The following is a 24,242-nucleotide window of genomic DNA, read 5'->3' on the forward strand; positions in this document are numbered from 1 at the left end:
AGGCGTGATTCGCCTGTGGCGGGACGGCCTGGCCTCGAGGCCGTCAGGCCAGCGGCACCGTCACCGTGCGCGGTTCGCCGTCGCCCAGGTGCAGGAGCGCGCGGCCGGGGGTGACCTGGCCGCCGGCGCTGCTGCGGGCGAGGCGGACGCCGATCAGCTCGCCACTCATCGTCTGCTGCGGTGAGAGCAGCGCGCCTCGGCGGGCCTTCTTCGCGTCGACCTGCCAGCCGGAGAAGCCGGAGCAGATGTCCTCCTCGCTGCCGGCCAGCACGAGCGCCCGGCGCAGGTCCGTGCCGCGCGCGATGATGTCGCGCAGGACGTCCTTGGCGTCGATGTCGCGCAGCAGCTCGGCGTCGTCGAGGAGGACGACGGCCGGGCTCTCGCCCGCCGCTTCCAGCGCCTTGGTCAGATCCTCGGCGGACAGATCGCTCTCGGTGAAGACCCCCAGCACCCCTTCGGTGCCCGCGAGGTCGCGCAGCGGCGACGGCCGCGGTGCGACGACGACGATGCGGGAACCCTGCTTGAGAAAGCTGCGGGCGAGCGACAACAGGACCGTGCTGCGGCCGGACTTGCCGGGGCCGCCGATGACGAACGCCGGCAGGCCGTCGGACAGGTCGGGGCCGTAGCCCATGATCTCGTCGCCGCCGACGCCGACCAGTCCCCACAGCGGGGAGCGGGCGGCATCGGTGTCGCGCATCTCCCAGGCGTCGGCGAACGACAGGCGCGACGGCAGCACGTCGACCTTGAACGGCCGCCGCGAGCGCGGCACGTCGGCGTCCCGTTCCAGGACCGCCGCCCCGATGGCGGTGATCGCGGCGGCCTGGCCCTGCCCCGACGTGTCCGGGGCGAGCAGCGCGACCTGCGTCTCGATGCCGGACTCGGCGCGGTAGGCGCGGCCGGGGGCTATCTCGTCCGGGACCTTGCGGGGGTTGACGCTGATGAGGGAGAAGTCGGAGCGGTCCGAGAGCCGGAACGCCATCTTGTCCTCGGTGAGGGTGGCGATCCGGCCCGCCATCAGCGTCCGGTCACCGGTGATGATCACGTGGATTCCGACGCTCGCGCCCTCGCGGAGCATCGTGAACAGGTCGTCGGTCAGCGCCCCGTGGTCGAGTTCGCCGAGCGAGGGCAGCCAGCCCTCCCAGCGGTCGAGCAGCACGACGATGTGCGCGAGCTGGTCCTCCTCGGGGACACCGCCGCGCTGCTCGCCGATGTCCGCGTAGCCGTCGGCGGCCAGCACCTCCTGGCGGCGGGTCATCTCGGCCTTGAGGCGGCCGATCAGCCGGATCGCGCGCTCGGTCTGCGCACGGCCGACGACCGCGCCGCAGTGCGGCAGCCGGGACAGCGCGTTGAGTGCGCCGTTCCCGCAGTCGATGCCGTAGATGTGCACGTCCCGGACGCTGTGCGTACGGGCCAGCGAGCCGGCGATGGTGCGCAGCAGCTGGGAGCGTCCGGAGCGCGGGGCGCCGGCGACCAGCAGATGGCCGAAGGTGCTGAAGTCCACGGCGACCGGGCGCCTGGCCTGCAGCGCCGGAAGGTCCTCGATGCCGTACGGCGCGGGCGGAAGCGCGCCCGTCGCGGCGGGTACCGGCAGGTCGTCGAGGAGCAGGGTGTCGGGGAGCGCGGGCAGCCACGGGCTGTGCTGGGGCGGGATGCCGAGCCGTTCGTTGGCTTCGCAGACCGCCTCGACCAGCACCTTCAGGTCGGTGATCTCGTCCTCCTCGCCCTTGGCACCGGCGGGCCGCCGCGGTACGGGGCGGCCGAGCTGCGACCACTCGACGAGGCCCACCCAGGGGGAGGCGACCGTCGGATCCACGGCGCCGGGGCGTCGGCCGCCGACGCGTCCGGACTGGAACGGCACGAGCGACGTCGCCCCGAGCCGGACGTAGGCCCGGCCCGGGGTGGACTTGGAGATGGTGCCGGCGTCGGGGGCGTCGATGACGTCGGACGATTCGCTGGCGTCGGTGACGCGCAGGGCGATGCGGAGGTTGGTGTTGGCGCGGATCTCGGGGGAGACGACGCCGGAGGGGCGCTGGGTGGCGAGGATGAGGTGGATGCCGAGCGAACGGCCTCGCTGGGCGATGTTGACCAGGCCGGTGACGAAGTCGGGCAGCTCACGGACCATCGAGGCGAACTCGTCGATGACGATGAGGAGCCGCGGCATCGGCTTGAGGCCGGGCTGCCGCTTCATCAGGTCCGTGTAGTCCTCGATGTCCTTGGCCCCGGCCTCGGCCAGGATGTGCTCGCGGCGCTTGAGCTCGGCGCCGAGCGATTCCAGGGCGCGCTCGACGAGGTGCGCGTCGAGGTCGGTGACCATGCCGACGGTGTGCGGGAGTTGCACACAGTCCTTGAACGCCGAGCCGCCCTTGTAGTCGATGAGGACGAACGTCATCGCTTCCGGGGTGTTGGCGACGGCGAGCGACGCGACGATGGTCTGCAGCAGCTCCGACTTACCGGAACCGGTGGTGCCGGCGATGAGCCCGTGCGGCCCGTCCTTGCGGATGTCGATCGCGAACGGCCCGTCGTAGGACTCCCCGACCACCGCCTGCGTCGAGATGGGGCTGAGCCGCCAGCGCGCGGCGATCGCGTCGCCGGTCGGCGGTTCCAGCTCCAGTACGTCCAGCAGCCGGCTGGAGCCGGGGATCGCCGAGTCCTCCGCGTCGCCGCTGATGTCGCGGATGGGGGAGAGGCAGCGGGCGAGCCGCGCGCACCAGGCGGGTGACACCAGGTCGGGGCGGACCTTGCGGAGCCGCGCGGCTCCGCTCTGGTCCACGCGCAGCCGGAACGAGCCGGCGGCCGGCTCCACGGCGGTGGCCGTGGACGCCTGGCTGCCTTCGTACCAGGCGTTCAGCGACGGGAAACCACCCCGCTGGGCCGCCGGTTGCCCGACGGGCGCCTGTCCCTGGGCCGGGATCTGGTTCTGGTGCGGGGACGGGTTCTGGGCGGGCGTCTCGAACTCCGCGATCACCACGGCCTGGCATTCGCCCGGCAGGAAGCGCTCCTCCGAGTCCAGGCACAGCGCGTACATGCCGACCGCCGGACCCTCCCGGAGCAGTGCGACGACGCCGGGCAGCGACCGCAGGCGCCGCGAGCCGTCGAAGACCACCACGATGTCCGGGTCCTTGAAGAACGCGGCGTGGTTGGAGGCGCTGCCCGCCTTCTGCTTGGCCTTCTGGCGTCCGTCGAGTATCGACGTCAGTTCGGCGATCCTGGCCGCCACCGTTTCGGCGTCCGTGCCGAGCAGCGCGCTCGCGTCCTGCCCGTCGGTCGGCCGCGAATGCGGCAGCCAGCGCACCCAGTCCCAGCTCTCCTGTCCCGACGCGTCGGTCAGTACGTAGAACTGCACGTCCATCGGGCTGTGCAGGGCCGCGGCCTGCGCCACCGCCCAACGGCCCATCGCCCGCACGCTGTCGCCGGGCGCGGCGAAACCGACTACGCCGAGCCGGCGCAACTCCACCGAGACCGGTGCGTCATCGATCTCCCAGGCGACCTGCCTGCGGTGCTCGTCCTGCTCGGGATCGTCCAGCACGACCTCCGACGGGAGCTTCGCGGTGCCGACGCGCAGCAGCAGGTGATCGGTGTCGCTGCGGCGGCGCTCCCAGAGCCGGGTGCGCGGCCCGGTCGCGGTGTTGAGCACCGTCGCCGGGTCGGGGGACGCTGCGGCCCGGTCCTGCCGTTCGGCCTGGAGGGCTTCCTGCGCGTCCGTCTCGATGCGCTCCTTGTGGGCGCGGTACTCCGTGACGGTCTTCGTGTGCGACTTGCGGCCGTTCTTCTTGTCCATGAAGTAGTTGCCGATCATCACCATCGGACTGACGACCGCCATGAGCAGGTACATCATCCGGTGCATCATGAACGCCATCGTCACGGACATGACCAGCGGCATCAGCGCCATCAGCCACGGCAGCGGCCGGGCGTTGATGTCCCCGGGGGGCGACGGCAGCCGGAAGAGCGTGGTGCGCTCGGGCGGCAGCATGCGCGGCGGCCGGTTGTAGTCGAGTGTGCTGCCGTCGTCGCCCGGGTGCAGGGCGGCGTTCGGCGGGATGTACGGGCCCAGTTCCAGCAGCGAGTTGCCGAGCGCGATCTGCTCGCCGAGCGGCCAGTCGCGGGTGGCGCCGTCGATCGTGACCTGGCACGTGCCGCCCATCCCGACGGAGAGCACGGCCGCGCGCTCCGCCAGTTCCGAGTCCTCGATCCGGATCCGGACCGATGTGCCGCGCCCGATCTCCACCCGGCCGATGCCCAGCCGGTGCACCGCCCCCGCGTCCGGCCCGCCCGCCACCCGCAGTTCGACCACGCCGGCCGGCTCGCCCGGCAGACAGCCCGCCGGGTCGTAGAGGCTCACGACCGCGCCCTCGCGCAGCGGTGACTCCGCCACGGTCCGCGCCGGATCCACGGCGTATCCGTCCACGTACAACGCGGGCGATCCCGGCTGCCGGGCCGTTCCGCCGCTGATCGAGATGATCGCCGCGCCGTCCCCGCCGACCTGTCGGTCCAGCTCCCGCGCGATGTCGGCCACGGTCGACGCCGCGTCGGCGTCCAGCACGACATCCGCCCGGTTGCCGCCGAGCGGATCCACCACGGTCAGTGTCAGTCGCACGATCGTCCTCCGGGGGTCCGACTAGGTCATACGGACGATATCCGCCCCACGAGTCCCAGGAACAGCCGCGCCGGGGATGCGAGGGTGCTGCGCCGCTGGTAGGGCGGTCGCAGGGCCGGTTCGCAGAAAGTTATCCACAGGCGGATCGGGGGGAGGAAGGGGACGAGTCATCATCAGTACATGACCGCGAACCGAGTCTCACGGCGAACCCGTCCCGCTACCTCTCCCCGCGATGGCCACGCCCTCGCCCACCTCCGCCAGGACGGCGTCGCGACCGTCCGCCAACTGCGAGCCCTCGGTGTGGGAAGCGGGGTCCTCGCCCACCGATGCCGTCCCGGCGGCCCGTGGCAGCGGCTGCTGCCGCGCACCTACCTCTTCCACAACGGGCCCCCGACCGCACGACAACGGACCAGAGCGGCGCTCCTGTACGCGGGCGAGGGCGCGATGCTCACCGGGCCCGAGGCGTTACGGCTCTTCGGCCTGCGCTATGTCCCGCCCCTGCCGGGGACGCATGTGCTCGTCCCCTGCAACCGGTACACCGGCAGCCGGGACTTCGTCACCGTCCTGCGCTCCCGTCACGTACCGAGGCCCCGCAACGTCGCCGGCTTCCCCACCGCGCCGCTGCCGCGGGCGCTGGTGGACACCACCCGGCTCGGAGCCGACCTCCAGCAGGTCAGGGCCGCCTGCGCCGAGGCCGTCCAGCGCGGCCGCTGCTCCGTCGAAGCGCTCACCGAGGAGATCCTCGGCACCTCGGCCCGCGCTATGTCCCGCCCCTGCCGGGGACGCATGTGCTCGTCCCCTGCAACCGGTACACCGGCAGCCGGGACTTCGTCACCGTCCTGCGCTCCCGTCACGTACCGAGGCCCCGCAACGTCGCCGGCTTCCCCACCGCGCCGCTGCCGCGGGCGCTGGTGGACACCACCCGGCTCGGAGCCGACCTCCAGCAGGTCAGGGCCGCCTGCGCCGAGGCCGTCCAGCGCGGCCGCTGCTCCGTCGAAGCGCTCACCGAGGAGATCCTCGGCACCTCGGCCCGCGGCATCGCCCCGATCCGCGCCGTCATACAGGAGCTGCTCGCCGGAGTCCGCTCCGTCTCCGAGGCCCAGGCCCGCGAAGTGCTGCGCACCGGCGGCCTGCCGGAACCACTCTGGAACGCCACCCTGCTGCTCGCCGACGGCACGTTCCTCGCCACCCCCGACGGCTACTGGCCGGACACCGGCGTGGTCCTGGAGATCGACTCCCGCGAGTACCACCTCAGCCCGGCCGACTGGCACCGCACCATGAACCGCCGCAACCACCTGGCATCCCACGGCCTCCACCCCCTGGCCTTCACCCCAGCCCAACTCCGCCACACCCCGACCACCGTGATCCGCCACATCGCCCAGGCCCTGACCACGTACGGGGGCTGTGCGCCGGGGCATATCCGGGCGGTGCCGATCGGTTAGGCAGGGGTGTCATCCGCGTCACGCGTGCCGAGCGGGCGGCCTCACTACGGCCGGCACCGGGCCGCCCGCTCCGGGCTGACTACGAAGTCGGCCTGACGACGGCCTGGAGCTCCTTGACGGTGACTGGGGTTGTCCTGTCGAACGTTCCGCTGGGGAGCACATCGCCTGTGCCGCCGCTTCCGCGCCATTCGACCTTCCAGGTCACCGTGGCCTTGAGCGGGTAGGCACCGCCCGTAGAAGCGCGGCGGTAAACGACGCCGCATGGCGGTGTTACGCCGTTGTTCCCTGCCTTGTACGGGGTGCCGATGCTGCCGTCCGGGTTGATCCCGCAGTCGCCGGAGGCGGGGTAGAGGTCGGCATCGTTGGTCCCCGCCTCCAGGTGAAGGCCGATGGGAGTGGCCGTCGTCGTTGCCCACAGGCCGAGGGCCGGCAGGCGGGCGGTGACAGACACCGGCTTGAAGTCCGCTTTGTCCAGCCAGACCCAGGTGTCGAGGTTCACCTTCTGCGATCCGGCGATAGGTGAGAGCGAGACATCCGTGTCGGGAACGCGAATCCGGTCGTAGGCGGCCTTGGCCAGAATCTCCGGGGTGACGGCGATCCCCGTATCAGGGACCGTGCCCTTCAGAACCCACGCGGCATGTTCCTGAAAGCACTTCAACGAGGCTGGATCGGCTAGGCGGTTGGGGTTGGCGACCCCGTTCCACCACAGCCCCTTGTCCGAGTTGGGGATTTCGAAGTCGGTGTGCGGGTTGCCATTGACGTAGTACTCCCGCTCCTGCTGCTCCCATGCGTCGCCGGTCGATCCCAGGGCCCACGTGTGTTCACGTTCCACCTTGAGTTGTTCGGCGGTGTACTGCGGTTCCAGCCAGCAGGCCGGTGGTGTCCAACCGGTGGTGGCGGTGAGTGCGGCCCCCGGGGGCGGAGTTGCGGGTTCGAAGCGGATGGAGCTCACGCCGGCCTTGAGGTCCTGGCCGTTGATGCCGCCCGTGGTGGGCGGAGGCTTCTCATTCGCGACGGCCGGGCTCGTCAGGGCTGCAGGGAGGCTCAGAGAGAGGGTCAACGACGTCAGCACGGCTGCCATGACCAGCTGCCGACGGCTCCTTCCTATCCCTTGCACTGGGCCGCTCCCTCAACGACTGTGATCTTGGATGTCTGCCAGACGCCGTTGGACGAGCCGTCCTTGACCAGCAACAGGTTGTACAGGACGTAGCTCTTGTCGTCGGCGGGGGTACGCAAGACTTCTCCGGTCTTCACCTTCTTGCTGAAGACCTTGCTCTGGTCCCGGCAGAAGGTGAGTGTCGCGGATCCGGCCTTGAAGACATCAGCCTTCGCCTCGTAGTAGCGGTCGTCGCCGGTGGGTGCCCAGCCGCCGTCAATGTTCGCCTTGATCTGGTTGTGGGCGTACGCAAGGCCGTCGTTGCGGGAGTAGAACGCGTAGGCCGGGTCCTTGAGGTCATCCTTGGCGCTCGCGCGCTTGATGGCACGCATGTACTGCTCGCCGTCATTGAGAACGCTGTCGCGAGCCGCATCACCGGTCTTCGGCCACGTGAAGACCATTTTGAGATCGCTGGGCAGGTCCGTCGGCGGACGCTTCACGGAGTCGGCGGGCGAGGCGCTCGGAGTGGTCGGGGCCGTGGTCGGGGCCGTGGTCGGGACGCCGGAGATTCCTTCGGAGGGTTTGGCGTCGCTGCCGCAGGCGGTCAGGGCCAGGGCCAGGGCCGTGGCCGTGGCGAGGGCGGCGGCGATGGGCGGCGTGCTGCGGGTCACGATGGGGTCCCCCGTGTGATGCGCGGACAGAGCGTTGAGGCTCGACGCTACCGGTGATGTCCGAGCGGTTATAGGGACCCTGCCCGTTCTGTGACCGGGTCCGCACGCCGGGGTCACATTCCTGACTGAAGTCCGTTCGCCGTTGAATGATCCCGGACAGTTCTGTTGCGCTTCCGTGAGTCTCCTGTCACACGATGCGCCTTGAGGGTGTTTATGCGGCGCTGATAGCGTGCGGTGACTTGACACCGGCCTGCGGGCTGTCGCCATCCGGAGCGCGACGACCTCTCCCCACGCAGCCAGGAGTCCAAGCACGCCAGCTCGACGGGGGCATTGACGTGAAGATCAGGGAACGTTCCGCTGCAGGTGGCAGTGGTGGTAGGCCGTCTGTGCCCGGGCCGATGATGGGTGGGCCGACGGGTGAGCGGCTGCCGGTCGCGCCGCGGGAGCGGAAGCCGGCGCTGGCGGCGCTCGCCGTACTGCTCATCCTCGTTGGGGCGCTGGGTGCGACGGTGCTGGTCATGCGTGCCGGGAACCGGATTTCGGCGATCGAGATCACCGAACCCGTACCGGCGGGGGAGCGCATTCCGACGTCGGCGATCCGTGAAGTAATGGTCGCCGATGGTTCGGATATCAGTTATGTGAAGTGGTCGCAGCGGACGAAGCTGGGCGACTACCGGGCCGCCGCCGACCTCGTCAAGGGGTCCGTTCTCGTCGGGCCGATGCTCAGCAGCGAGGAAAATCAGCTCAAGGCGGGCAAAGCGATCATCGGGCTCTCCCTCAAGGGCGGGCAGTTCCCCGAGGGGTTGAAGATCGGCGACACGGTCGCGGTCTACCGGGTGGGCAACGACGCGACGAAGTCCACCGCGGGCAACTCCGGCAACTCCGGCAATTCCGGCGGCGGGAACACCCTGCTCGCCGACAACGCCAAGGTCAAGGCCGTCCCGGCCGGCGGCGGCGACGGACTCGGGAGCAGCGGCACCGCGTACTCGATCGTCGTCGACCAGAGTGACGCCGGTCCGCTGACGCTGGCCGCGTCCGCCGGCGAGGTCTCGCTGGTGCTCGTTCCCGCCAGCAAGGGCTGAGGCCCGCCATGGCACTTATCGCGATCGCGGCCGACAAGGGTTCGCCCGGTGTGACGACGACGGCTGTCGCCCTCGCCGCCGTCTGGCCGCGCCGCGCGCTGCTCGTCGAGGCGGACCCGTCCGGCGGTGACCTCGTCTACCGCAGCCAGGCCGCGCACGGCGGTGTGCTCGACCCGAACACCGGCATGCTGTCGCTGGCCGCGACGGCCCGCCGCGGGCTGGCCGCGGAACAGCTGTGGGACCACGCGCAGCCGCTGGCCGGGGGCCTCGACGTCGTCGTCGGGCTCGGCGGTTCCGAGCAGGCGGCCGGGCTGGTCGGGCTGTGGCCGACGCTGGGCCGGGCGTTCGCGACGCTCGCCGAATCGCCGAACGGCGCGGCCGACGTGCTCGCCGACTGCGGCCGGATCGGCGCCGACTCGCCCTCGCTGGAACTGTTCTCGCATGCCGCGCTCGTCCTGCTGGTGTCCCGGACGGAGCCCGAGCAGCTCGCCAGGGTGCGGGACCGCGCCGCGGCGCTCTCCGCCAAGCTGCACGGTTCGCAGCGCGGCGCGGCCGCGCTCGGGTTCCCGCCGATCGGCGTGCTGCTGGTCGCCGAACCGGGACAGAGCGCCCGTATCGTCAGCCAGGTCAACGACATGCTCGTCGCCTCGCAGATCGCCGCCCGCGTCGTCGGCACCCTCGCGTACGACCCGGCGGGCGCCGAGCAGCTGGCCGGCCGCCGCCGCGGCCGGCTCGACAAGTCGCTGCTGATCCGTTCGGCCCGGCAGATCACCGCCGATGTGCCGCACCGGTACGGGGTTCTTCGATGAGCGGGGTTCTCCGATGAGCGCGATGGACCACCAGCTCGTCAAGCGGTTCCGGCAGGACGCGGGCGACCGCATATCCGAGCAGCGCCGCCTCGACCAGGCGTCGGGCGTGCCCGCGATGTCCCCCGAGGACGAGCGGCAGTTCGCCCGCGCCGTCATCGCGCAGATCCTGGAGGACTACGCGCGCGCCGAGATCAACCTCGGCCGCACGCCGCCCAACGCGGAGGCCGAGGAGGCGTACGCGGCGGCCGTGCACGCCGCGCTGTTCGGCGTCGGACGGCTGCAGCCGCTGCTCGACGACCCCGAGGTCGAGAACATCGACATCAACGGCTGCGACCAGGTGTTCGTCGGGTACGCGGACGGCCGGGAACTGAGCGCCGACCCGGTGGCCGAGTCCGACGAGGAGCTCGTCGAGCTCATCCAGGTGCTCGGCGCGTACTCGGGCCTGTCGTCGCGCCCCTTCGACTCGGCGAACCCGCAGCTCGACCTGCGGCTCCCGGACGGCTCACGTCTGTCCGCCGTCATGGACGTCACGCGCCGCCCCGCGCTCTCCATCCGCCGGGCCCGGCTCGGCAAGGTCTTCCTCTCCGACCTGGTCGGCAACAACACGCTCACCCCGGAACTGCACTCGTTCCTCAGCGCCGCCGTGCTCGCCCGCAAGAACATCATGATCGCGGGCGCCACCAACGCCGGGAAGACGACGCTGCTGCGCGCGCTCGCCAACGTCATCGGGCCGACCGAGCGTCTGATCACCGTCGAGCGGGCACTGGAGCTCGGGCTCGACCAGTTCCCTGAACTGCACCCGAACGTCGTGGCGTTCGAGGAGCGGCTGCCCAACTCCGAGGGCCAGGGCATGATCTCGATGGCCGAGCTGGTGCGGCGGTCGCTGCGTATGAACCCCTCGCGCGTCATCGTCGGTGAGGTGCTCGGCGACGAGATCGTCACCATGCTCAACGCGATGTCGCAGGGCAACGACGGCTCGCTCTCCACGATCCACGCCAACAGCTCCGCCGAGGTCTTCAACCGCATCTCGACGTACGCCCTCCAGGCGAAGGAGCGGCTGCCCGTCGAGGCGTCCCAGATGCTCGTCGCGGGCGCCATCGACTTCGTCGTCTTCGTGCAGCGGCGCAACGACTTCGAACGCGGCGGCACCCTGCGCCGTGTCGTCACATCCATCCGGGAGGTCAACGGCATCGACGGCCGCGTCCTGTCCAGCGAGGTCTTCGCGGAGGGCCAGGACGGGCGGGCCTACCCGCACGCGCCGCTGTCCTGCCTGGACGAACTCCTCGCCAACGGCTACCAGCCCTCGGGGGTGTGGCGATGATGACCGGTGTGTTCTCCCTGCCCGTGCTGTACGGACTGCTGGCCGGCACGGCCGTCGGCGGCGGTATCGCGCTGTTCGTCGTCGCGCTGCGCGGCTGGGCGCCCAAGCCGGGCGCCGCCAACGACAACGGCAAGCGGGCCGCCGAGCTGGTCCGCTTCCTGTCCACCCGCGGCTCGCTGGCGATCGGCGGCGGACTCGTCGTCCTGGCGCTCACCCGGTGGATGGTGATGGGCGCCGCGACCGGCATCCTCGTCTTCACCTGGGACCGCCTCTTCGGCGGCGCAGCCGAGGAGCGCGCCGCGATGAAGCGCGTCGAGGCGCTCGCCGCCTGGACCGAGTCGCTGCGCGACACCATCGCCGGCGCCGTCGGCCTGGAGCAGGCCATCCCCGCCTCGGCGCGGGCCGCCGCCCCGGCGCTGCGCACCCACCTGGAGGCGCTCGTCGACCGGCTGCGGTCGCGTACGCCCCTGCCGGACGCGCTGCAGCACCTCGCCGACGAGATCAACGACGCCTCCGCCGACATCATCATCGCGGCGCTCATCCTCAACTCGCGGCTCCGCGGCCCGGGTCTGCGCGAGGTCCTCGGCGCCCTCGCCAAGTCGGCCCGCGAGGAGGTCGACATGCGGCAGCGCGTCATGGCGCAGCGCGCGAGCACCCGGCGCAGTGTGCAGATCGTCATCGTGGTGTCGGTGACCTTCGTGCTGGGGCTGGCGATCTTCAACCGGAGCTTCGTCGAGCCGTACGGGACGGCCATCGGCCAGCTGGTGCTGGGCGTCGTGTGCGCGCTGTTCGCCGCCGGGTTCTGGTGGCTGCGCAATCTGTCGAAGATCGAGACTCCGGAGCGGTTCCTGACGCACGCACCCGAGCGACAGGAGATGGGCGCCCGATGAACAGCATCTTCCTGACCGTGACCGTCGGTGCCATCGCCGGTCTCGGCATCTTCGCCCTCGTCCGGGCGCTGATGCCGAACCGCCGCGGTGCGGTCGCGACCGTCGCGCAGATCGACGCGCTGCGCGCGGCGGGGCCGTCGAACGGTCCCGCACCGCGCGCCACCGACCTCAAGGGGCGGCTCGGCCAGCGCGTTTCGGCCTTCTACCTGCAGCAGGGCTGGGAACAGCGCTCCCTGCGGGCGGACCTCGCCGTGCTCGACCGCAGCTGGGACAGCTTCCTCGCCACGAAGGTGATGCTGTCCGCGGTCGGGGTGTTCTTCGGCCCGTTCCTGTTCGCGATCGCCTGGCAGCTCGGCGTCGGCAGCAACCCCGTCATCCCGCTCTGGATGGCGCTGCTCTTCGGCGGTCTCTTCTTCTTCCTGCCGGATGTGGAAGTACGGCGCGACGCCGTCGACAAGCGCCGCGACCTGCGGCGCGTCATCGGTGCGTACCTCGACCTGGTCTCCATGAACCTCGCGGGGGGCCGCGGTCTGCCCGAGGCGCTCATGGCCGCCGCCGAGATCGGCGACGGCTGGGCGCTGCTGCGCATCCGCAACGCCCTCGCGGACGCGCGGATCACCGGCACGAGCCAGTGGGTCGCCCTGGGGCGGCTCGGCGACGAGCTGGGGGTCGAGGAACTGAAGGACCTGTCGGTCACCTTGGGGCTGGTCGCCGACGACGGTGCGAAGGTGCGCGAATCGCTCGCCTCGCGGGCGGAGACGATGCGGCACCGGGAGCTTTCCGAGATCGAGGGCGGGGCAGGCGAGAAGTCGCAGTCCATGCTCGTGGCCCAGTTGTTGCTCTGTGCGGGCTTCCTGGTCTTCCTGATCTTTCCGGCCGCGATGCGGGTCTTCAAGGTCTGAATCGCCTGAAACATCCGAATCGCCTGAGACATCTGATGTGCAGAGTCTGATCCACGTAGTCACCGAGTCGAGAGGACTTGAACCATGAACCGTTTGCCCATCAGTCACCCCGCGATCGATTTCCTCGTCACGTTCATTCAGGGGCGGGTGCGTCACGCCCGCTCGGAGGAGACCTCACGCGGCGCGTCCGCCGTGGAGTGGGTCATCATCTCGGCCGTGGTCGTGACCATCGTCGGTGTGGTCGCCGCACTGATCAACAACGCGCTCAAGGGCAAGGCCACGGACGTCGGCAACTGCATCTCGGGCACCACCGACACGGGTACCTGCAAGTAAGCGGAGTGATGAGCAGCCGATCAGGGTCTTTCGTACGCCGCAGGCTCGACGCCGCCCGCGGTGACAGCGGTGTGGGCAGTCTCGCCGGCTCCGGTGGCGACCGCGGCATGACCGCGATCGAGTTCGTCTTCCTGACCCCGGTGCTCTTCTTCATGATCTTCGCGACCGTGCAGTTCGGGCTCTTCTACTTCGCCGACCATGTCGCGCAGGCCGCCGCCCAGGCGGGTGCCCGCAAGGCGCGGGCCGAGGCGGACGGGAACCCCGGCGGCTGGGAGGCCAAGGCCAAATCGACGGCGTTGAGCTACATATCGCAGCTCGGACCGAATCTGCTGGAGGGCCCGACGGTGACGTCGTCCGGCCCCGCGAACAACACGGTGGGAATCCGGGTGACCGCCACCGTGCCGACCGTCTTCCCGGGGATGACGTTCACCGTGAACGAGCAGTCGCAGGGTCCGATCGAGCGCTTCGTACCGGACATCGGGGGCTGAGGCCGGACATGCGCAGTTGGCTGCGGAACAGGGCCCGTCGGGCCGGCCACTCCGGCGATCAGGGGATCTCCACCATCGAGGTGGTGATCCTCGCGCCGGTCATGATCCTGTTCATCCTCGTCCTGGTCGCCTTCGGACAGCTGGTCGACGGCCGGGGCGCGGTGGACAGCGCCGCCCGCGACGCCGCCCGCGCCGGCTCGCTGCAGCGCGACGGCGGGACGGCGATGCGCCAGGCCCAGGCGGCGGCCGAGGCGGATCTGGCGGACACCTGCCTCGACCACCCCACGGTGACGAAGACCAGCGCGGGCTTCGAGGCCGGCGGCCTCTTCTCCGTCGATGTGACGTGCACCGTCCGCGGGTTCGGGGTCCTGGGGCTCAACATCAAGAACACCATCACCGCCACGAGCGCCTCGCCGCTCGACCCGTACCGGAGGGCAGCACCGTGACGTGGCTGACGGCGCGAATCTCCGCGACCCGCGACGACCGCGGCTCCGGCACCGCGGCGGTGCTCATGTTCGCCCTGGTTTTCATGACGCTCGCCGCCTTCGTCGTGGACGGCGGCCTGTCGATCCACCAGCGAGAGCGCGCCGCGGACATCGCCGAGCAGGCCGCCCGCTACGCGGCCCAGGACATCGACGTGGAGGCGCTGCGGAACGCGCCCGCGGGAGCCCCGCCGCGCATCAACACCGCGAACTGCGACGCCCGGGTCAAGGACTTCGCCGCGCGGTCCGGGCTCAGCATCGCGGACGCCGCCGCCTCCGGCTGCGAGATGGCGAAGACCACCGACCAACATGTAGAGGTGAGGATCCAGCTCACCTACAGTCCCACTCTGACCGGTTTCTTCTACAGCAAGGACTTCACGGTCCACGGGACGGCGGCGGCCGAGATCGCCACCGGCTGATCCGCCCCGATCCATCCACCGCACCACCGAAGGCAGAAGGCAGAGGAACGAGCCCATGGCACGCACGACCGCCAGTCGGCGTCCGGCCCAACCCGCGCAACCGGGCCGGCCGCAGCCGCCACGGCGCCGCCGTACGTTCGGTGACGTCGTCCGGGCGCTCCTGGCGTTTCTCGCGCTCGCCGTCCTGGTCGTGGGTGTGCCGGTCGCGCTGCTGAAGATCGTCGGCTCGCCGCTGCCGCACTCCTTCTCGATGGAGGTGCTGCGGGAGCCGATCACGACGGAGACGTTCATCAACGTGCTGGCCGTCGTGGTGTGGCTGGCGTGGGCGCAGTTCGCGGCGTGCGTGATCGTGGAGACCAAGGCCGCGATCTCCGGGATCGGGATGCCGTCGCGGGTGCCCGCGTCCGGGCCGAGCCAGCTGCTGGCGCGCCAGTTGATCGCCGCGCTGCTGCTGATCGGCGCGAGCGCCGCCAGCCTCACGCCGGGGCTCGCGCAGCTCGGCAACCTGCACGACCAGCCGCACCGCGGCGGCCCGGCCGTGACCGCCCAGCAGACGCCGGGGCAGGTGCAGCAGCACCAGCAGCACGCGGCCGGTGCGCAGCAGCAGGGCGGCGGGGCCGCCTCCACGACGGTGACGCCCGGTGCGGCCGCCGCCGCGGAGGCCGCCAAGGAGGCGACGAAGTTCTACCGGATCCAGCCGCCGGAGGGCCGGCACCACGATTCGCTGTGGGAGATAGCCGAACGCCACCTCGGGGACGGCCGTCGCTACAACGAGATCTACCAGCTCAACAAGGACCGGGCGCAGCCCGACGGTTCGAAGCTGTCCAAGGCGAGCCTGATCCGGCCCGGCTGGATCATGGAGATGCCGGCCGACGCGCGCGGCGGCGACCTCGTGGAGATGCCGGTCGCGGCACCGAAGCCCGCGCCTGACGTGCAGCACTACGCGGAGCGCGGCGGGGTCAAGGACACGGCGGCCGAAGGAGCCCACGCGGCGCACGCCGCACCCGTCCAGACACCCGCCCAGACCCCGGTCCAGACACCGGCCCAGACGCCCACGCAGAAGCCCGCAGAGCAGCCCGCCCACGCCGAAGCGGCCCCGGTCGGGCCGGCCGTCGCCGCACCGTCCGCATCCCAGGGCTCCGGGCACGGATTCGGGCTGCCCGAGGCGCTCATCGGCGCCCCGCTGCTGGCGGCCGGACTGCTCGCCGCGCTGGGCCGGCGCCGCCGTACCGCGCTGTGGCAGTCGGTCACCGCGGGCGCGGTCCGCACGCCCCGCACCCCCAACGGGCCCGAAGCGGACGCCGCCGACGCGCTGCGGATCGGTGCGGACGCCGACACCGTCGCGTTCCTCGACCGCGCGCTGCGCGCCCTGTCGGCACGGCTCGCCTCGGACGGCGGCAAGCTGCCCACCGTCTACGCGGCGTGGCTCACCGACGAGGCGCTGCACCTCCAGCTGGCCTGGCCCGAGGGGCAGCCGCCCGCGCCGTGGCAGCTCGGCCAGGACCAGACGTTCTGGCGGCTGGACCGGGCGGACCTGCCCGCCGACGCGGACGTCTCCGCCAGCGCCCCGTACCCGGGCCTGGCCGCCCTCGGCACCCTCGACGGCGCCCGGCTGATGCTCAACCTCGAAGCGGTGCCCGGCATCGTGTCGCTGACCGGCGCCCGCGCCGACCGTGAGGCGGTACTCGCCTCCGTCGCCGCCGAACTCGCCACCAACGGCTGGTCGGACCGGATGACGGTGACGCTCGTGGGCTTCGCCGAGGACCTCACGGCCCTCGCGCCGGCCAGGATCCGGCACCTCGCGGACGTCCCCGAGGTCATCGAGACGATGGCCGCCGAGACCGCGCAGCGCTCCGCCGCACTGCGGACCGCCGGCCAGGACAACGTGCTGACCGGCAGGACCGGCAGCGCCCAGCACACCCAGCGCTCCCCGCACCTCGTCCTGATCGCCACCGAGCCCACCGAGGAGGAGGCCGACCGGCTCGCCGAACTCGCCGCCGACTCCGGCCGGCTGGGCATCGGCTACCTCGTCGCATCGGCCCGGGACGACCTGCCGGGCGCCGCCTGGGCACTCGAGGTCACCGCGGCCGGCCGGCTGCTCGCCCCGCTCCTCGGTCTGGACCTGGAGGCGCAGCTGCTCCCGGCCGCCCAGTACCAGGCGATCCTCGGGCTGTTCGCGGCGGCCGACCCGGACCGCGAACCGTCCGCCTCTGTACCGCCGTTCATGGTCGACCTCACCGACCAGGGCCGGCCCGGGGTGTACGCCCGCCTCCTCGGCCCGTTCGAACTCATCGGTCTGGAGACCCCGGAGGCCGGGCGCAGCCTGCTCCTCCACGAGGCGCTGGCGCTGCTCCTGCTGCACCGCGAGGGCGTCCACCCACGGGTGCTGGCCTCCGCGCTCTGGCCGCGCGGCGTCACCGACGACGTGCGCGACGCGCTCATCGACCGGCTGCGCGACTGGCTCGGCACCGACGCCGACGGCTCGTCGCGGATGTCGTACGACGCCACCGGCCGCCTCGTGCTGTCCAGCACGGTCGTCTCCGACTGGGACGTCCTGCAGACCCTGCACCACGCGGCCTCCGAGGGCCCCGGCGCCGACGACCCGCAGACCCGCCGCCGGCTGCTGGCCGACGCCCTCGCGCTGGCCCGCGGCTCCCTCCTGGAGGACCGCGCCCCGGGCCGCTACGGCTGGCTCGCCCACGAGATCGTCGACGCCCAGCACCCGGTCCTCGTCGCCGAGGTCGCCCTCGCCCTCGCGGGTCTGCACCTCGACGCGGGCAAGCCGAAGGCCGCCGTCGCCGCCGTACAGACCGCCCTGGCGGTCACCGGCTCCGACGAGCGGCTCTGGCTCGCCCTCCTGCACGCGACCCACGCCACCGGCGACCCGGCCCGCCTCGAAGCTGCCGCCGAATCCCTCCTGGCCCGCAACCACACCCTCAACGGCGCGGCCCGCGGCCTTCCGCCCCGCGTCGAAGCCCTCCTGGACGAACTGCTTCCGACCTGGCGCGGCAGCATCGGCAGCATCGCCAACTGAGCAATCGCCAACTCTGCAATCGCCGGCCGAGCAATGGCCGGCCGAGCATCCGGCGCCCGGGCATTCCCGCCCGGGCGTTCGGCTTGCTCAGCCCTTCGCCGTGCTCAGCCCTTCGCCGTGCTCAGCCCTTCGCCACCGCCGCCAGGATCTCCGGAAGGCGGTTGAGGAGGCGGGGGGCCGTGAAGCGGAGGGATGCCGCGGCCAGGGCCAGGGCGTAGACGGCGCCGACCGGCAGCAGGATCCAGAGGTAGGCGTGGTGGCCGGCGACGTGGAGGTAGATCGTCAGGCCGACGAGCGGGAGGCAGCAGGCCGCGCCGGTGAGGCCGCCGCCGAAGAGGCTGATCGCGGCGAGACCGCCCTGGCCGGGGGCCGAGCTGCCGAACGGGTTGTCCTGCGGGAGGGCGTACGGGAAGCGGACGCTGGCGAAGGCGCCGGCGGCGATGAGGGCGCCCAGCAGGGCGAAGGACAGCCCCAGGGTCTCCGGGACGGCGTCCGGCCGGCCGAGGAGCAGGGCCGCGCCGATGGTGACGACCGTGACATACGGGACGGCGACGGTCGACAGGGCCAGTGCGCGGGCGCGCAGTTCGGCGTGGGCGTCGGCGCGGGTGGAGATGGTGGAGGCGACCGTCCAGAAGGCGGAGCCGTCGACACCGAACTGGTTGTACATCTGCATGCCGAGGAGCCCGGAGGCCCAGCACGCCGAGTAGACGCTGCCGTGCTGGACGGCGGCCACGATCGGCAGCAGCAGTCCGACGGCCAGCGCCGTCGCCCAGGCCGCCTTGGAGCGCGGGTCGCGCCAGGCGTAGCGGAACTGGCGTTCCATCACGGTGCCGGTGCGGCCGCCGGGCAGCAGCGCGGTCAGCCGGCCGCCACCGGTGCCCGCTTCCTTCTCCGCGGCCTGGAGGGTGGAGGCGTCGGGGATGACCATCAGCCGGTACAGGCTGTGGTGCCACCAGCGGATCACCAGGGCCAGGACGGCCGCGACGTAGAGGAGTTCGAGGACGGCCAGTCCGTACGAGCCCTCGGCCGCCGCGCGGACCGCGTCGATCGCGGGGGCGGGCGGCAGCCAGCGGAGCACGGAGGCGAGGGACTTGACGCGGTCCAGGCCGTCGGACGAGGCGAGCGAGCTGGCGCCGAGGTTGACGAGCTGTGCGCCGACCGCCACGAACAGGCCGCTGAGCAGCGCGAGGTCGCGCCCCTTGCGGCTGGTGAGCAGGCGGGTGTTGGCGGCGGCGACGGCACGCGACAGCGCCACGCAGAGCAGGAGCACGAGGGCGACGGCGGCGACCGCGACGACGATGGAGACCGCGTTGCCAGCCAGCGCGGACACCGCGCCCGCCGTCACGATGACGGTGAAGACCGGCCCTACGCCCAGCAGCGAGGAGATCAGCAGGGCGGTGATCAGCGGCCGCGGGCGCAGCGGCAGCATGGCGAGGCGGGTGGGGTCGAGGGTGTCGTCGCCGCCGAAGAGGAACAGCGGCATCACGGCCCAGCCGATGATGAGGACGACGGCCAGTCCGACGGCGGCCGCCGGCCCGTAGTCGCTGTGGCGCAGCGCGATCATCCCGACGCCCATGGCGAGCCCGTACAGCATCGCGAAGACGACGCCGACGATCCAGCCGATGGTGCGGCCGGTGGACTGCCGCAGCCCGTTGCGGATGATGGCGAGCTTGAGCCGGATGAAGACCGGAGTGACCGACGGGTGGGTGGCTGCGGCGCTCATCGTGCGCCGCCCAGCCAGTCGAGGTCCTGGCCGCCGCGTTCGGTGGCGCCGACGAGCGACAGGAACGCGTCCTGGAGGGACGACGCCTCGCCCCGTACGTCGGCGAGCGGGCCCTGGGCGACGATCCGGCCGGCGGCCATCACCGCGACCCAGTCGCAGAGGCTCTCCACGAGCTCCATGACGTGCGAGGAGAAGACGACGGTGGCGCCCGACCGGGTGTAGCGCTCCAGGACGCCCCGGATGACCTGCGCGGACACCGGGTCGACACCCTCGAAGGGCTCGTCCAGGAAGAGCACTTCGGGGTTGTGGAGCAGCGCCGCGGCCAGCCCGATCTTCTTCCGCATGCCGGTCGAGTAGTCGACGACCAGCTTGTTCTGCGCGGCGGCGAGGTCGAGGACGTCGAGCAGCTGTGCGGCGCGCTTGTCGACCTCGGCGCCGGGCAGGCCGCGCAACCGTCCGGTGTAGGCGAGCAGTTCGCGGCCCGACAGGCGTTCGAAGAGCCGCAGTCCCTCGGGGAGTACGCCGATCCGGGACTTCACGGCGACGGGGTCGGTCCAGACGTCATGGCCGGTGATCAGGACGGTGCCGTCGTCGGGGCGGAGCAGGCCGGTGACCATGGAGAGCGTGGTGGTCTTGCCGGCGCCGTTCGGGCCGACCAGGCCGATGAACCGTCCGGCCGGGAGTTCGAGGTCGATCCCGGCCACGGCCACCTGCTCGCCGAAGGACTTCCACAGGTTGTGGACGCTCACCGCGTAGCCCTGATCCGGTGCGCCTTGCTCCGGCGCGCCCTCGTCGGGCGCCCCCGCCTCGAATGTCTTCGGCACGTTGCGCCGTCCTTCCCCGTGGAGACCGCTGATCCACGGGGAAGCCTAGAGCAGGCCCTGTCAGGCCCCGGCGGGCGCTACCCGGGCCCGGCTCGCCGCCGCCTCGCGGCCGCACGCGTACGCCAGCGGGCTCAGCAGCTCCTCGACGTCGGGGAGCCAGCGGTTGAGGGCGGTGGGCTGGCGCGCCCACTGCACGGAGCCGCCGGTGCCGGTGCGGGTGGGCGGGGAAGCGATGAAGTCGCCCTCGCCACGGACCAGGAGGTCCAGGGAAGCGGGCGGCCAGCCCAGCTTGCGCAGCAGGTCGGGGACCTTGACCGACGCACCGGGCAGCACCAGGAAGATCAGCCGCCGGTTGGGGGTGCAGAGCACCGGGCCCAGCGGCAGGTCCATCCGTTCCATGCGGGCCAGGGCGAGGCAGCCGGCCACCTCGGGGACGTCGATCGCGTCGAAGGTACGTCCGGTCGGCAGCAGGATCGACGCACGCGGCTGCTTGGACCACATCCGGCGCACCGCGACGGCGCTGCCGCTGGCCTGCGTCGCCCAGTCGGGGCGGGTCGGGTGCGCGCCGGGCGCCGGGCAGGCGGGGGAGTCGCACGAGCAGCGTGAACCGCCGCCGTCGTCCTCCAGCCAGGAGCCGGGCAGCACGTCCCAGTGCCGCTCCTCCGCGTATCGGACCGCTGTGTCGAGCAGTTGGTCGGTGAGCTGCTGCGGGGGGGCTCCGATGGTGTCTTCCACGCGCTGCACAACTACCTCGGTCACCAAGGGTTACGGGGTGGAGCCGCGGCTCATCGTGGGCGCACGGGTGCACGGCCGGGGGCGCGTGCGGGAACGCGGCCCCGGATGGGGGTAGTCCCTGGTGGGTGCGGAGACGTACGCCCTGGAAGAAATGCCGTGAAAACGGTGAATTCACGTCATGTGTGCTGGGCATTGATCTCTTATCGAAGATCGCCGGGGTCACCAGGGGGAGCGGGACGACGGGCGCAGGCCCGTGGTCCCGCGACGAAGGAGGGGCACGACATGGCCGCACGACCACTGGTGGCGCGGCAGCCGAACGAACGGCTGCAGGCGCTCATCCAGGAAGCCGGCTGCTCCAACGCCGGTTTGGCCCGCCGGGTCAACATGTGCGGGGCCGAGCACGGCCTCGACCTGCGGTACGACAAGACGTCCGTCGCCCGCTGGCTGAGAGGCCAGCAGCCGCGTGGCCGGGCACCGGCCATCATCTCCGAGGCGCTGGGCCGCAAGCTGGGCCGGGCCGTCTCCATCGACGAGATCGGCATGGCCAACGGCAAGAACCTCGCCACCGGCATCGGGCTGCACTTCGCGCCCACCGTCCTCGGCGCGATCGAGCAGGTCTGCGAGCTGTGGCGCAGCGACGTCGGGCGCCGGGACTTCCTCACCGGGTCGACGGTGGCCGCCTCGGCCCTCGTGGAGCCCAGCCGCGACTGGCTGATCACCCGCACCGACGGCGCCGTCGCCCGGGCCGGCGGCTCACGGGTCGGCAGGGCGGACGTGGAGGCGGTGCGGGCCACGACGAAGGCGCTCGTGGACCTGGACCACCGCTTCGGCAGCGGCCATGTCCGGCCCATCGTCGTGCACTACCTCAACAGCGTCGTGTCGGGCCTGCTGGCGGGCTCGTACCGCGAGGCGACCGGCCGTCAGCTCTTCGGCGCCGTGGCACGGTTGACCGAACTCGCCGGGTACATGGCCATCGACACCGGGCAGCCGGGGCTCGCGCAGCGCTACTACATCCAGGCGCTGCGGCTCGCGCAGGCGGCGGGCGACCGCGGCTACGGCGGATACGTGCTGGCCGCCGGGATGAGCCATCTCGCCGAGACGCTCGGCAATCCGCGCGAGATCGCGCAGCTCGCCCGGGCCGCGCAGGAGGGGGCGCGCGGGCAGGTCACTCCCACCGCGCAGGCGATGTTCTACGCCGCGGAGGCCCGCGGGCACGCGCTGCTCGGCGACGCCCGGACGTTCGCCTCGGTCGCAGGACAGGCCGTCGACGCGCTGGAGCACTCCCAGCCGGACGACGATCCCGACTGGATCTCCCACTTCGACCAGGCCTATCTGGCCGACGAGTTGGCGCACGGCCACCGCGATCTCGGCCAGGCCGCACCGGCCGCCCGGCGCGCCGAGGAGGCCCTCGCGGGCCACCCCGTGACACGGGTGCGCCGCCGCGCGATCGGGCTGCTCCTCCTCGCCGACGCCCAGGTGCAGCAGCGCGAGATCGAGCAGGCCTGCCACACGGGCACCGAGGCGGTGGCCCTGCTGACCGGGCTGCGCTCCCATCGCGGTGCCGAATACCTCGACGACTTCCGCCGCCGCCTCGAACCGTACGGAGCGGAGCCCGCGGTACGGGAGTTCGGCGCCCATCTCCAGGAGCAGGAGGCCGCGGCGTAGGCCGTGTCGTCCGGGTGTTCGCGATACCGGCGGAATCACCACCCGCCGGAATCGTTACCGGAACGACATCGCCGTGCACGACGCCCCAAGAGACGGCCGATACCTCGCCATTCGGTCCTTCCCCGTCGTCAACACGGCCCTGTCCGGCCCTCGCCCGATCGGGTGCGTGGTGGGTTCTCAGGCTGACCCGGTAGCGTGAGCCGTCGAGTCCGATGACGGGTCCGACGACGGGTGAAGGCGGGAGTTCCGGCGATGCACAGCGGACACGGCGACGAGACGCCGGACGATCAGTACCGGCAGAACCCGGGAACGCCCGAGCCCCGAAGGGGTGTGGTGCTGCCACCGGAGCAGCCGCCGCAGCACTACGAGGACCATGTGCGGCCCGCCGGCGGGCAGCCGTGGGACCAGGTGCCGGGCGCCGCGCAGCCGCTGCCGCCCGAGGCCGGCGCGGGGGCGGACGCGACGATGATGTTCCCGCCGTATCCGCAGGCCACCCCGCCCGCTCCCGCGATGCCGCCGGTGCCGCCCGCGATGCCCCAGGCGCCACCCGCGGCCGCCGCACCGGTGCCGGAGGCGGACGCCACCCAGTTCCTGCCGCCGTACCCGCGCTCGTCGCCGCCCCCGGAGCCGTTCACCCCGGATCCGTTCCAGGCCGAGCCGTTCGCGCCGGAACCCTTCGCTCCCGAGCCGTTCACGCCCGAGCACTTCGGGGCGGGGACCGGGCCGGCGGGGTATCCCGCCGAGAGCGAGGCGGAGGCCACCCGGCACCTGTCGCTCTCGATCTTCGACGAGCCGTCGTACGACCAGCCGCAGGGGCCCTCGTACGACCAGTCGTACGACGAGCCGCAGTCCGCCCCGTCGGGCGACTACGACCACCTGTACCGGCAGGACGGCCCCCGGCAGCAGCCGAGGCCGGAGCCGGCCCGTCAGCAGCCCTACCGGGTGCAGGCGGCGCCGCCGGCACCGGCGCCCGCCCAGGGTCATGCGGATCCCTATGACGGTGCGAACGGTACGAACAACGCGAATGGTGCGAACGGTGGCGGCGGTGGCGGATCGCGCCGCCGGCTCTCCCCGGCCGCGGTGATCGGCATCGTCGTCGGCGGCTGCGCCCTGGCCGGACTGGCCGCGGGCGCCGCGCTCAGCGCGGGCGGCGACGACGACAGCAAGGACCAGGCCAAGGCGAGCAAGCCGCCGGCCTCGTCGGCCGGGGCGTCCGCGCAGCCGGGCGGCGCCGCCGACGACGCCGCCACGAAGCAGGCGAAGACCCTGGACGCACTCCTCAAGGACAGCGGCAGCAGCCGGTCCTCGGTGGTCAGCGCGGTGGAGTCGATCAAGTCCTGCAAGAACCTGCCCCAGGCGGCGGCCGACCTGCGCGCGGCGGCCGGCCAGCGCGGCACGCTCGTCACCCGGCTCGCGGCCCTCCAGGTGGACCAGCTGCCGCAGCACGCGGAACTGTCCGAGGCGCTGAACAAGGCGTGGGCGGCGTCGGCCGCGGCCGACAACGCGTACGCGTCCTGGGCGGACCAGGCGGCCGGCGACGGCAAGACCTGCAAGGGCGGCCACGCGAAGGGCACCCCGGTCAAGTCGGTGGGCGACCGCGAGAGCGGTAGCGCGACGGCGCAGAAGAAGCGCGCGGTCCGGCTCTGGAACGCGATCGCGAAGCAGCACAACCTGACCGAGCGCGAGTACTCCCAGCTCTGAGCCGATCGGGCGCCCGGGGTCCGGGCGCCCG

The 24,242-nt window shown here is 72.1% G+C and carries 21 protein-coding genes; 13 read left to right on the top strand and 8 right to left on the bottom strand.

Translation table 11 applies throughout. The features are described from left to right. Positions 1–43: 43 nt before the first annotated feature. From LNW73_RS18640 to LNW73_RS18650, 3 genes are all read right to left on the bottom strand, one after another. Entirely contained in the window at positions 44–4,594 is a 4,551-nt protein-coding gene (locus LNW73_RS18640) for an FtsK/SpoIIIE domain-containing protein (RefSeq protein WP_250990677.1), read from the bottom strand. 198 nt (positions 4,595–4,792) lie between these two features. Continuing rightward, positions 4,793–4,975: a hypothetical protein gene (locus tag LNW73_RS18645; RefSeq protein WP_250990678.1), complete on the bottom strand. Its 183-nt coding sequence runs from the start codon at positions 4,973–4,975 to the stop codon at positions 4,793–4,795. A 194-nt stretch (positions 4,976–5,169) separates the two neighbouring features. After that, entirely contained in the window at positions 5,170–5,325 is a 156-nt protein-coding gene (locus tag LNW73_RS18650; protein ID WP_250990679.1) for a hypothetical protein, read from the bottom strand. Between the two features lie 57 nt (positions 5,326–5,382). Between LNW73_RS18650 and LNW73_RS18655 the strand changes: the two genes are divergently transcribed. Beyond that, entirely contained in the window at positions 5,383–6,036 is a 654-nt protein-coding gene (locus tag LNW73_RS18655; RefSeq protein ID WP_250990680.1) for a hypothetical protein, read from the top strand. A 79-nt stretch (positions 6,037–6,115) separates the two neighbouring features. On the opposite strand, the gene LNW73_RS18660 is transcribed toward LNW73_RS18655, so the two are convergent. Together LNW73_RS18660 and LNW73_RS18665 are read right to left on the bottom strand one after the other, a co-directional pair. Further along, positions 6,116–7,117: a hypothetical protein gene (locus LNW73_RS18660; protein WP_250990681.1), complete on the bottom strand. Its 1,002-nt coding sequence runs from the start codon at positions 7,115–7,117 to the stop codon at positions 6,116–6,118. A gap of 23 nt (positions 7,118–7,140) precedes the next feature. Then, on the bottom strand, positions 7,141–7,803 hold the full coding sequence (locus LNW73_RS18665; protein ID WP_250990682.1) for a hypothetical protein: 663 nt from the start codon (positions 7,801–7,803) through the stop codon (positions 7,141–7,143). A 386-nt stretch (positions 7,804–8,189) separates the two neighbouring features. Here LNW73_RS18665 and LNW73_RS18670 point away from each other — a divergent pair, with 386 nt between their 5' ends. The 10 genes from LNW73_RS18670 to LNW73_RS18715 all read left to right on the top strand — a co-directional run bounded on the left by LNW73_RS18670 (position 8,190) and on the right by LNW73_RS18715 (position 17,563). After that, the gene (locus LNW73_RS18670) at positions 8,190–8,885 is read left to right on the top strand and encodes a hypothetical protein (RefSeq protein ID WP_250990683.1); all 696 of its coding nucleotides are present in this window, start codon (positions 8,190–8,192) and stop codon (positions 8,883–8,885) included. A gap of 8 nt (positions 8,886–8,893) precedes the next feature. Continuing rightward, on the top strand, positions 8,894–9,694 hold the full coding sequence (locus LNW73_RS18675) for a ParA family protein (RefSeq protein ID WP_250990684.1): 801 nt from the start codon (positions 8,894–8,896) through the stop codon (positions 9,692–9,694). Between the two features lie 13 nt (positions 9,695–9,707). Beyond that, on the top strand, positions 9,708–11,015 hold the full coding sequence (locus LNW73_RS18680) for a CpaF family protein (RefSeq protein ID WP_250990685.1): 1,308 nt from the start codon (positions 9,708–9,710) through the stop codon (positions 11,013–11,015). Next, positions 11,015–11,905 carry a type II secretion system F family protein gene (locus LNW73_RS18685; RefSeq protein ID WP_250992960.1) on the top strand — a complete coding sequence of 297 codons (891 nt, stop codon included), beginning with the start codon at positions 11,015–11,017 and terminating at the stop codon, positions 11,903–11,905. Before LNW73_RS18680 ends, LNW73_RS18685 begins: the two co-directional genes overlap by 1 nt. Beyond that, positions 11,902–12,807 (top strand): type II secretion system F family protein, encoded by a 906-nt coding sequence (locus LNW73_RS18690; RefSeq protein WP_250976392.1) that lies wholly within the window; start codon positions 11,902–11,904, stop codon positions 12,805–12,807. Before LNW73_RS18685 ends, LNW73_RS18690 begins: the two co-directional genes overlap by 4 nt. Before the next feature lie 84 nt (positions 12,808–12,891). Further along, entirely contained in the window at positions 12,892–13,140 is a 249-nt protein-coding gene (locus tag LNW73_RS18695; RefSeq protein ID WP_138353525.1) for a hypothetical protein, read from the top strand. Positions 13,141–13,148: 8 nt separating this feature from the next. Next, positions 13,149–13,628 (top strand): TadE family protein, encoded by a 480-nt coding sequence (locus LNW73_RS18700; RefSeq protein WP_250990686.1) that lies wholly within the window; start codon positions 13,149–13,151, stop codon positions 13,626–13,628. A gap of 8 nt (positions 13,629–13,636) precedes the next feature. Beyond that, a complete protein-coding gene (locus LNW73_RS18705) occupies positions 13,637–14,074 on the top strand; it encodes a TadE/TadG family type IV pilus assembly protein (RefSeq protein WP_250990687.1) in 438 nt (145 codons plus the stop codon). After that, complete coding sequence (locus LNW73_RS18710; protein WP_250990688.1) at positions 14,071–14,529, top strand: pilus assembly protein TadG-related protein; 459 nt, start codon at positions 14,071–14,073, stop codon at positions 14,527–14,529. The genes LNW73_RS18705 and LNW73_RS18710 overlap by 4 nt, the downstream gene beginning before the upstream one ends. A 55-nt stretch (positions 14,530–14,584) precedes the next feature. Continuing rightward, positions 14,585–17,563, top strand: coding sequence for a LysM peptidoglycan-binding domain-containing protein (locus tag LNW73_RS18715; protein ID WP_250990689.1), 2,979 nt, complete (start codon positions 14,585–14,587; stop codon positions 17,561–17,563). A gap of 121 nt (positions 17,564–17,684) precedes the next feature. Here LNW73_RS18715 and LNW73_RS18720 read toward each other — a convergent pair whose 3' ends face one another. The 3 genes from LNW73_RS18720 to LNW73_RS18730 form a co-directional block, all read right to left on the bottom strand. After that, positions 17,685–19,286 (bottom strand): transporter, encoded by a 1,602-nt coding sequence (locus LNW73_RS18720; RefSeq protein ID WP_250990690.1) that lies wholly within the window; start codon positions 19,284–19,286, stop codon positions 17,685–17,687. After that, positions 19,283–20,035, bottom strand: coding sequence for an ABC transporter ATP-binding protein (locus tag LNW73_RS18725; RefSeq protein ID WP_250980207.1), 753 nt, complete (start codon positions 20,033–20,035; stop codon positions 19,283–19,285). The genes LNW73_RS18720 and LNW73_RS18725 overlap by 4 nt, the downstream gene beginning before the upstream one ends. Before the next feature lie 135 nt (positions 20,036–20,170). Continuing rightward, positions 20,171–20,845: a bifunctional DNA primase/polymerase gene (locus LNW73_RS18730; RefSeq protein WP_250990691.1), complete on the bottom strand. Its 675-nt coding sequence runs from the start codon at positions 20,843–20,845 to the stop codon at positions 20,171–20,173. A gap of 282 nt (positions 20,846–21,127) precedes the next feature. Between LNW73_RS18730 and LNW73_RS18735 the strand changes: the two genes are divergently transcribed. Further along, the gene (locus LNW73_RS18735; protein WP_250990692.1) at positions 21,128–22,510 is read left to right on the top strand and encodes a transcriptional regulator; all 1,383 of its coding nucleotides are present in this window, start codon (positions 21,128–21,130) and stop codon (positions 22,508–22,510) included. Between the two features lie 252 nt (positions 22,511–22,762). After that, a complete protein-coding gene (locus tag LNW73_RS18740; RefSeq protein ID WP_250990693.1) occupies positions 22,763–24,211 on the top strand; it encodes a hypothetical protein in 1,449 nt (482 codons plus the stop codon). Positions 24,212–24,242 lie beyond the last annotated feature (31 nt).

The sequence above is a fragment of the Streptomyces sp. RKAG337 genome (assembly GCF_023701715.1).
In the GTDB taxonomy this organism is placed as follows: domain Bacteria; phylum Actinomycetota; class Actinomycetes; order Streptomycetales; family Streptomycetaceae; genus Actinacidiphila.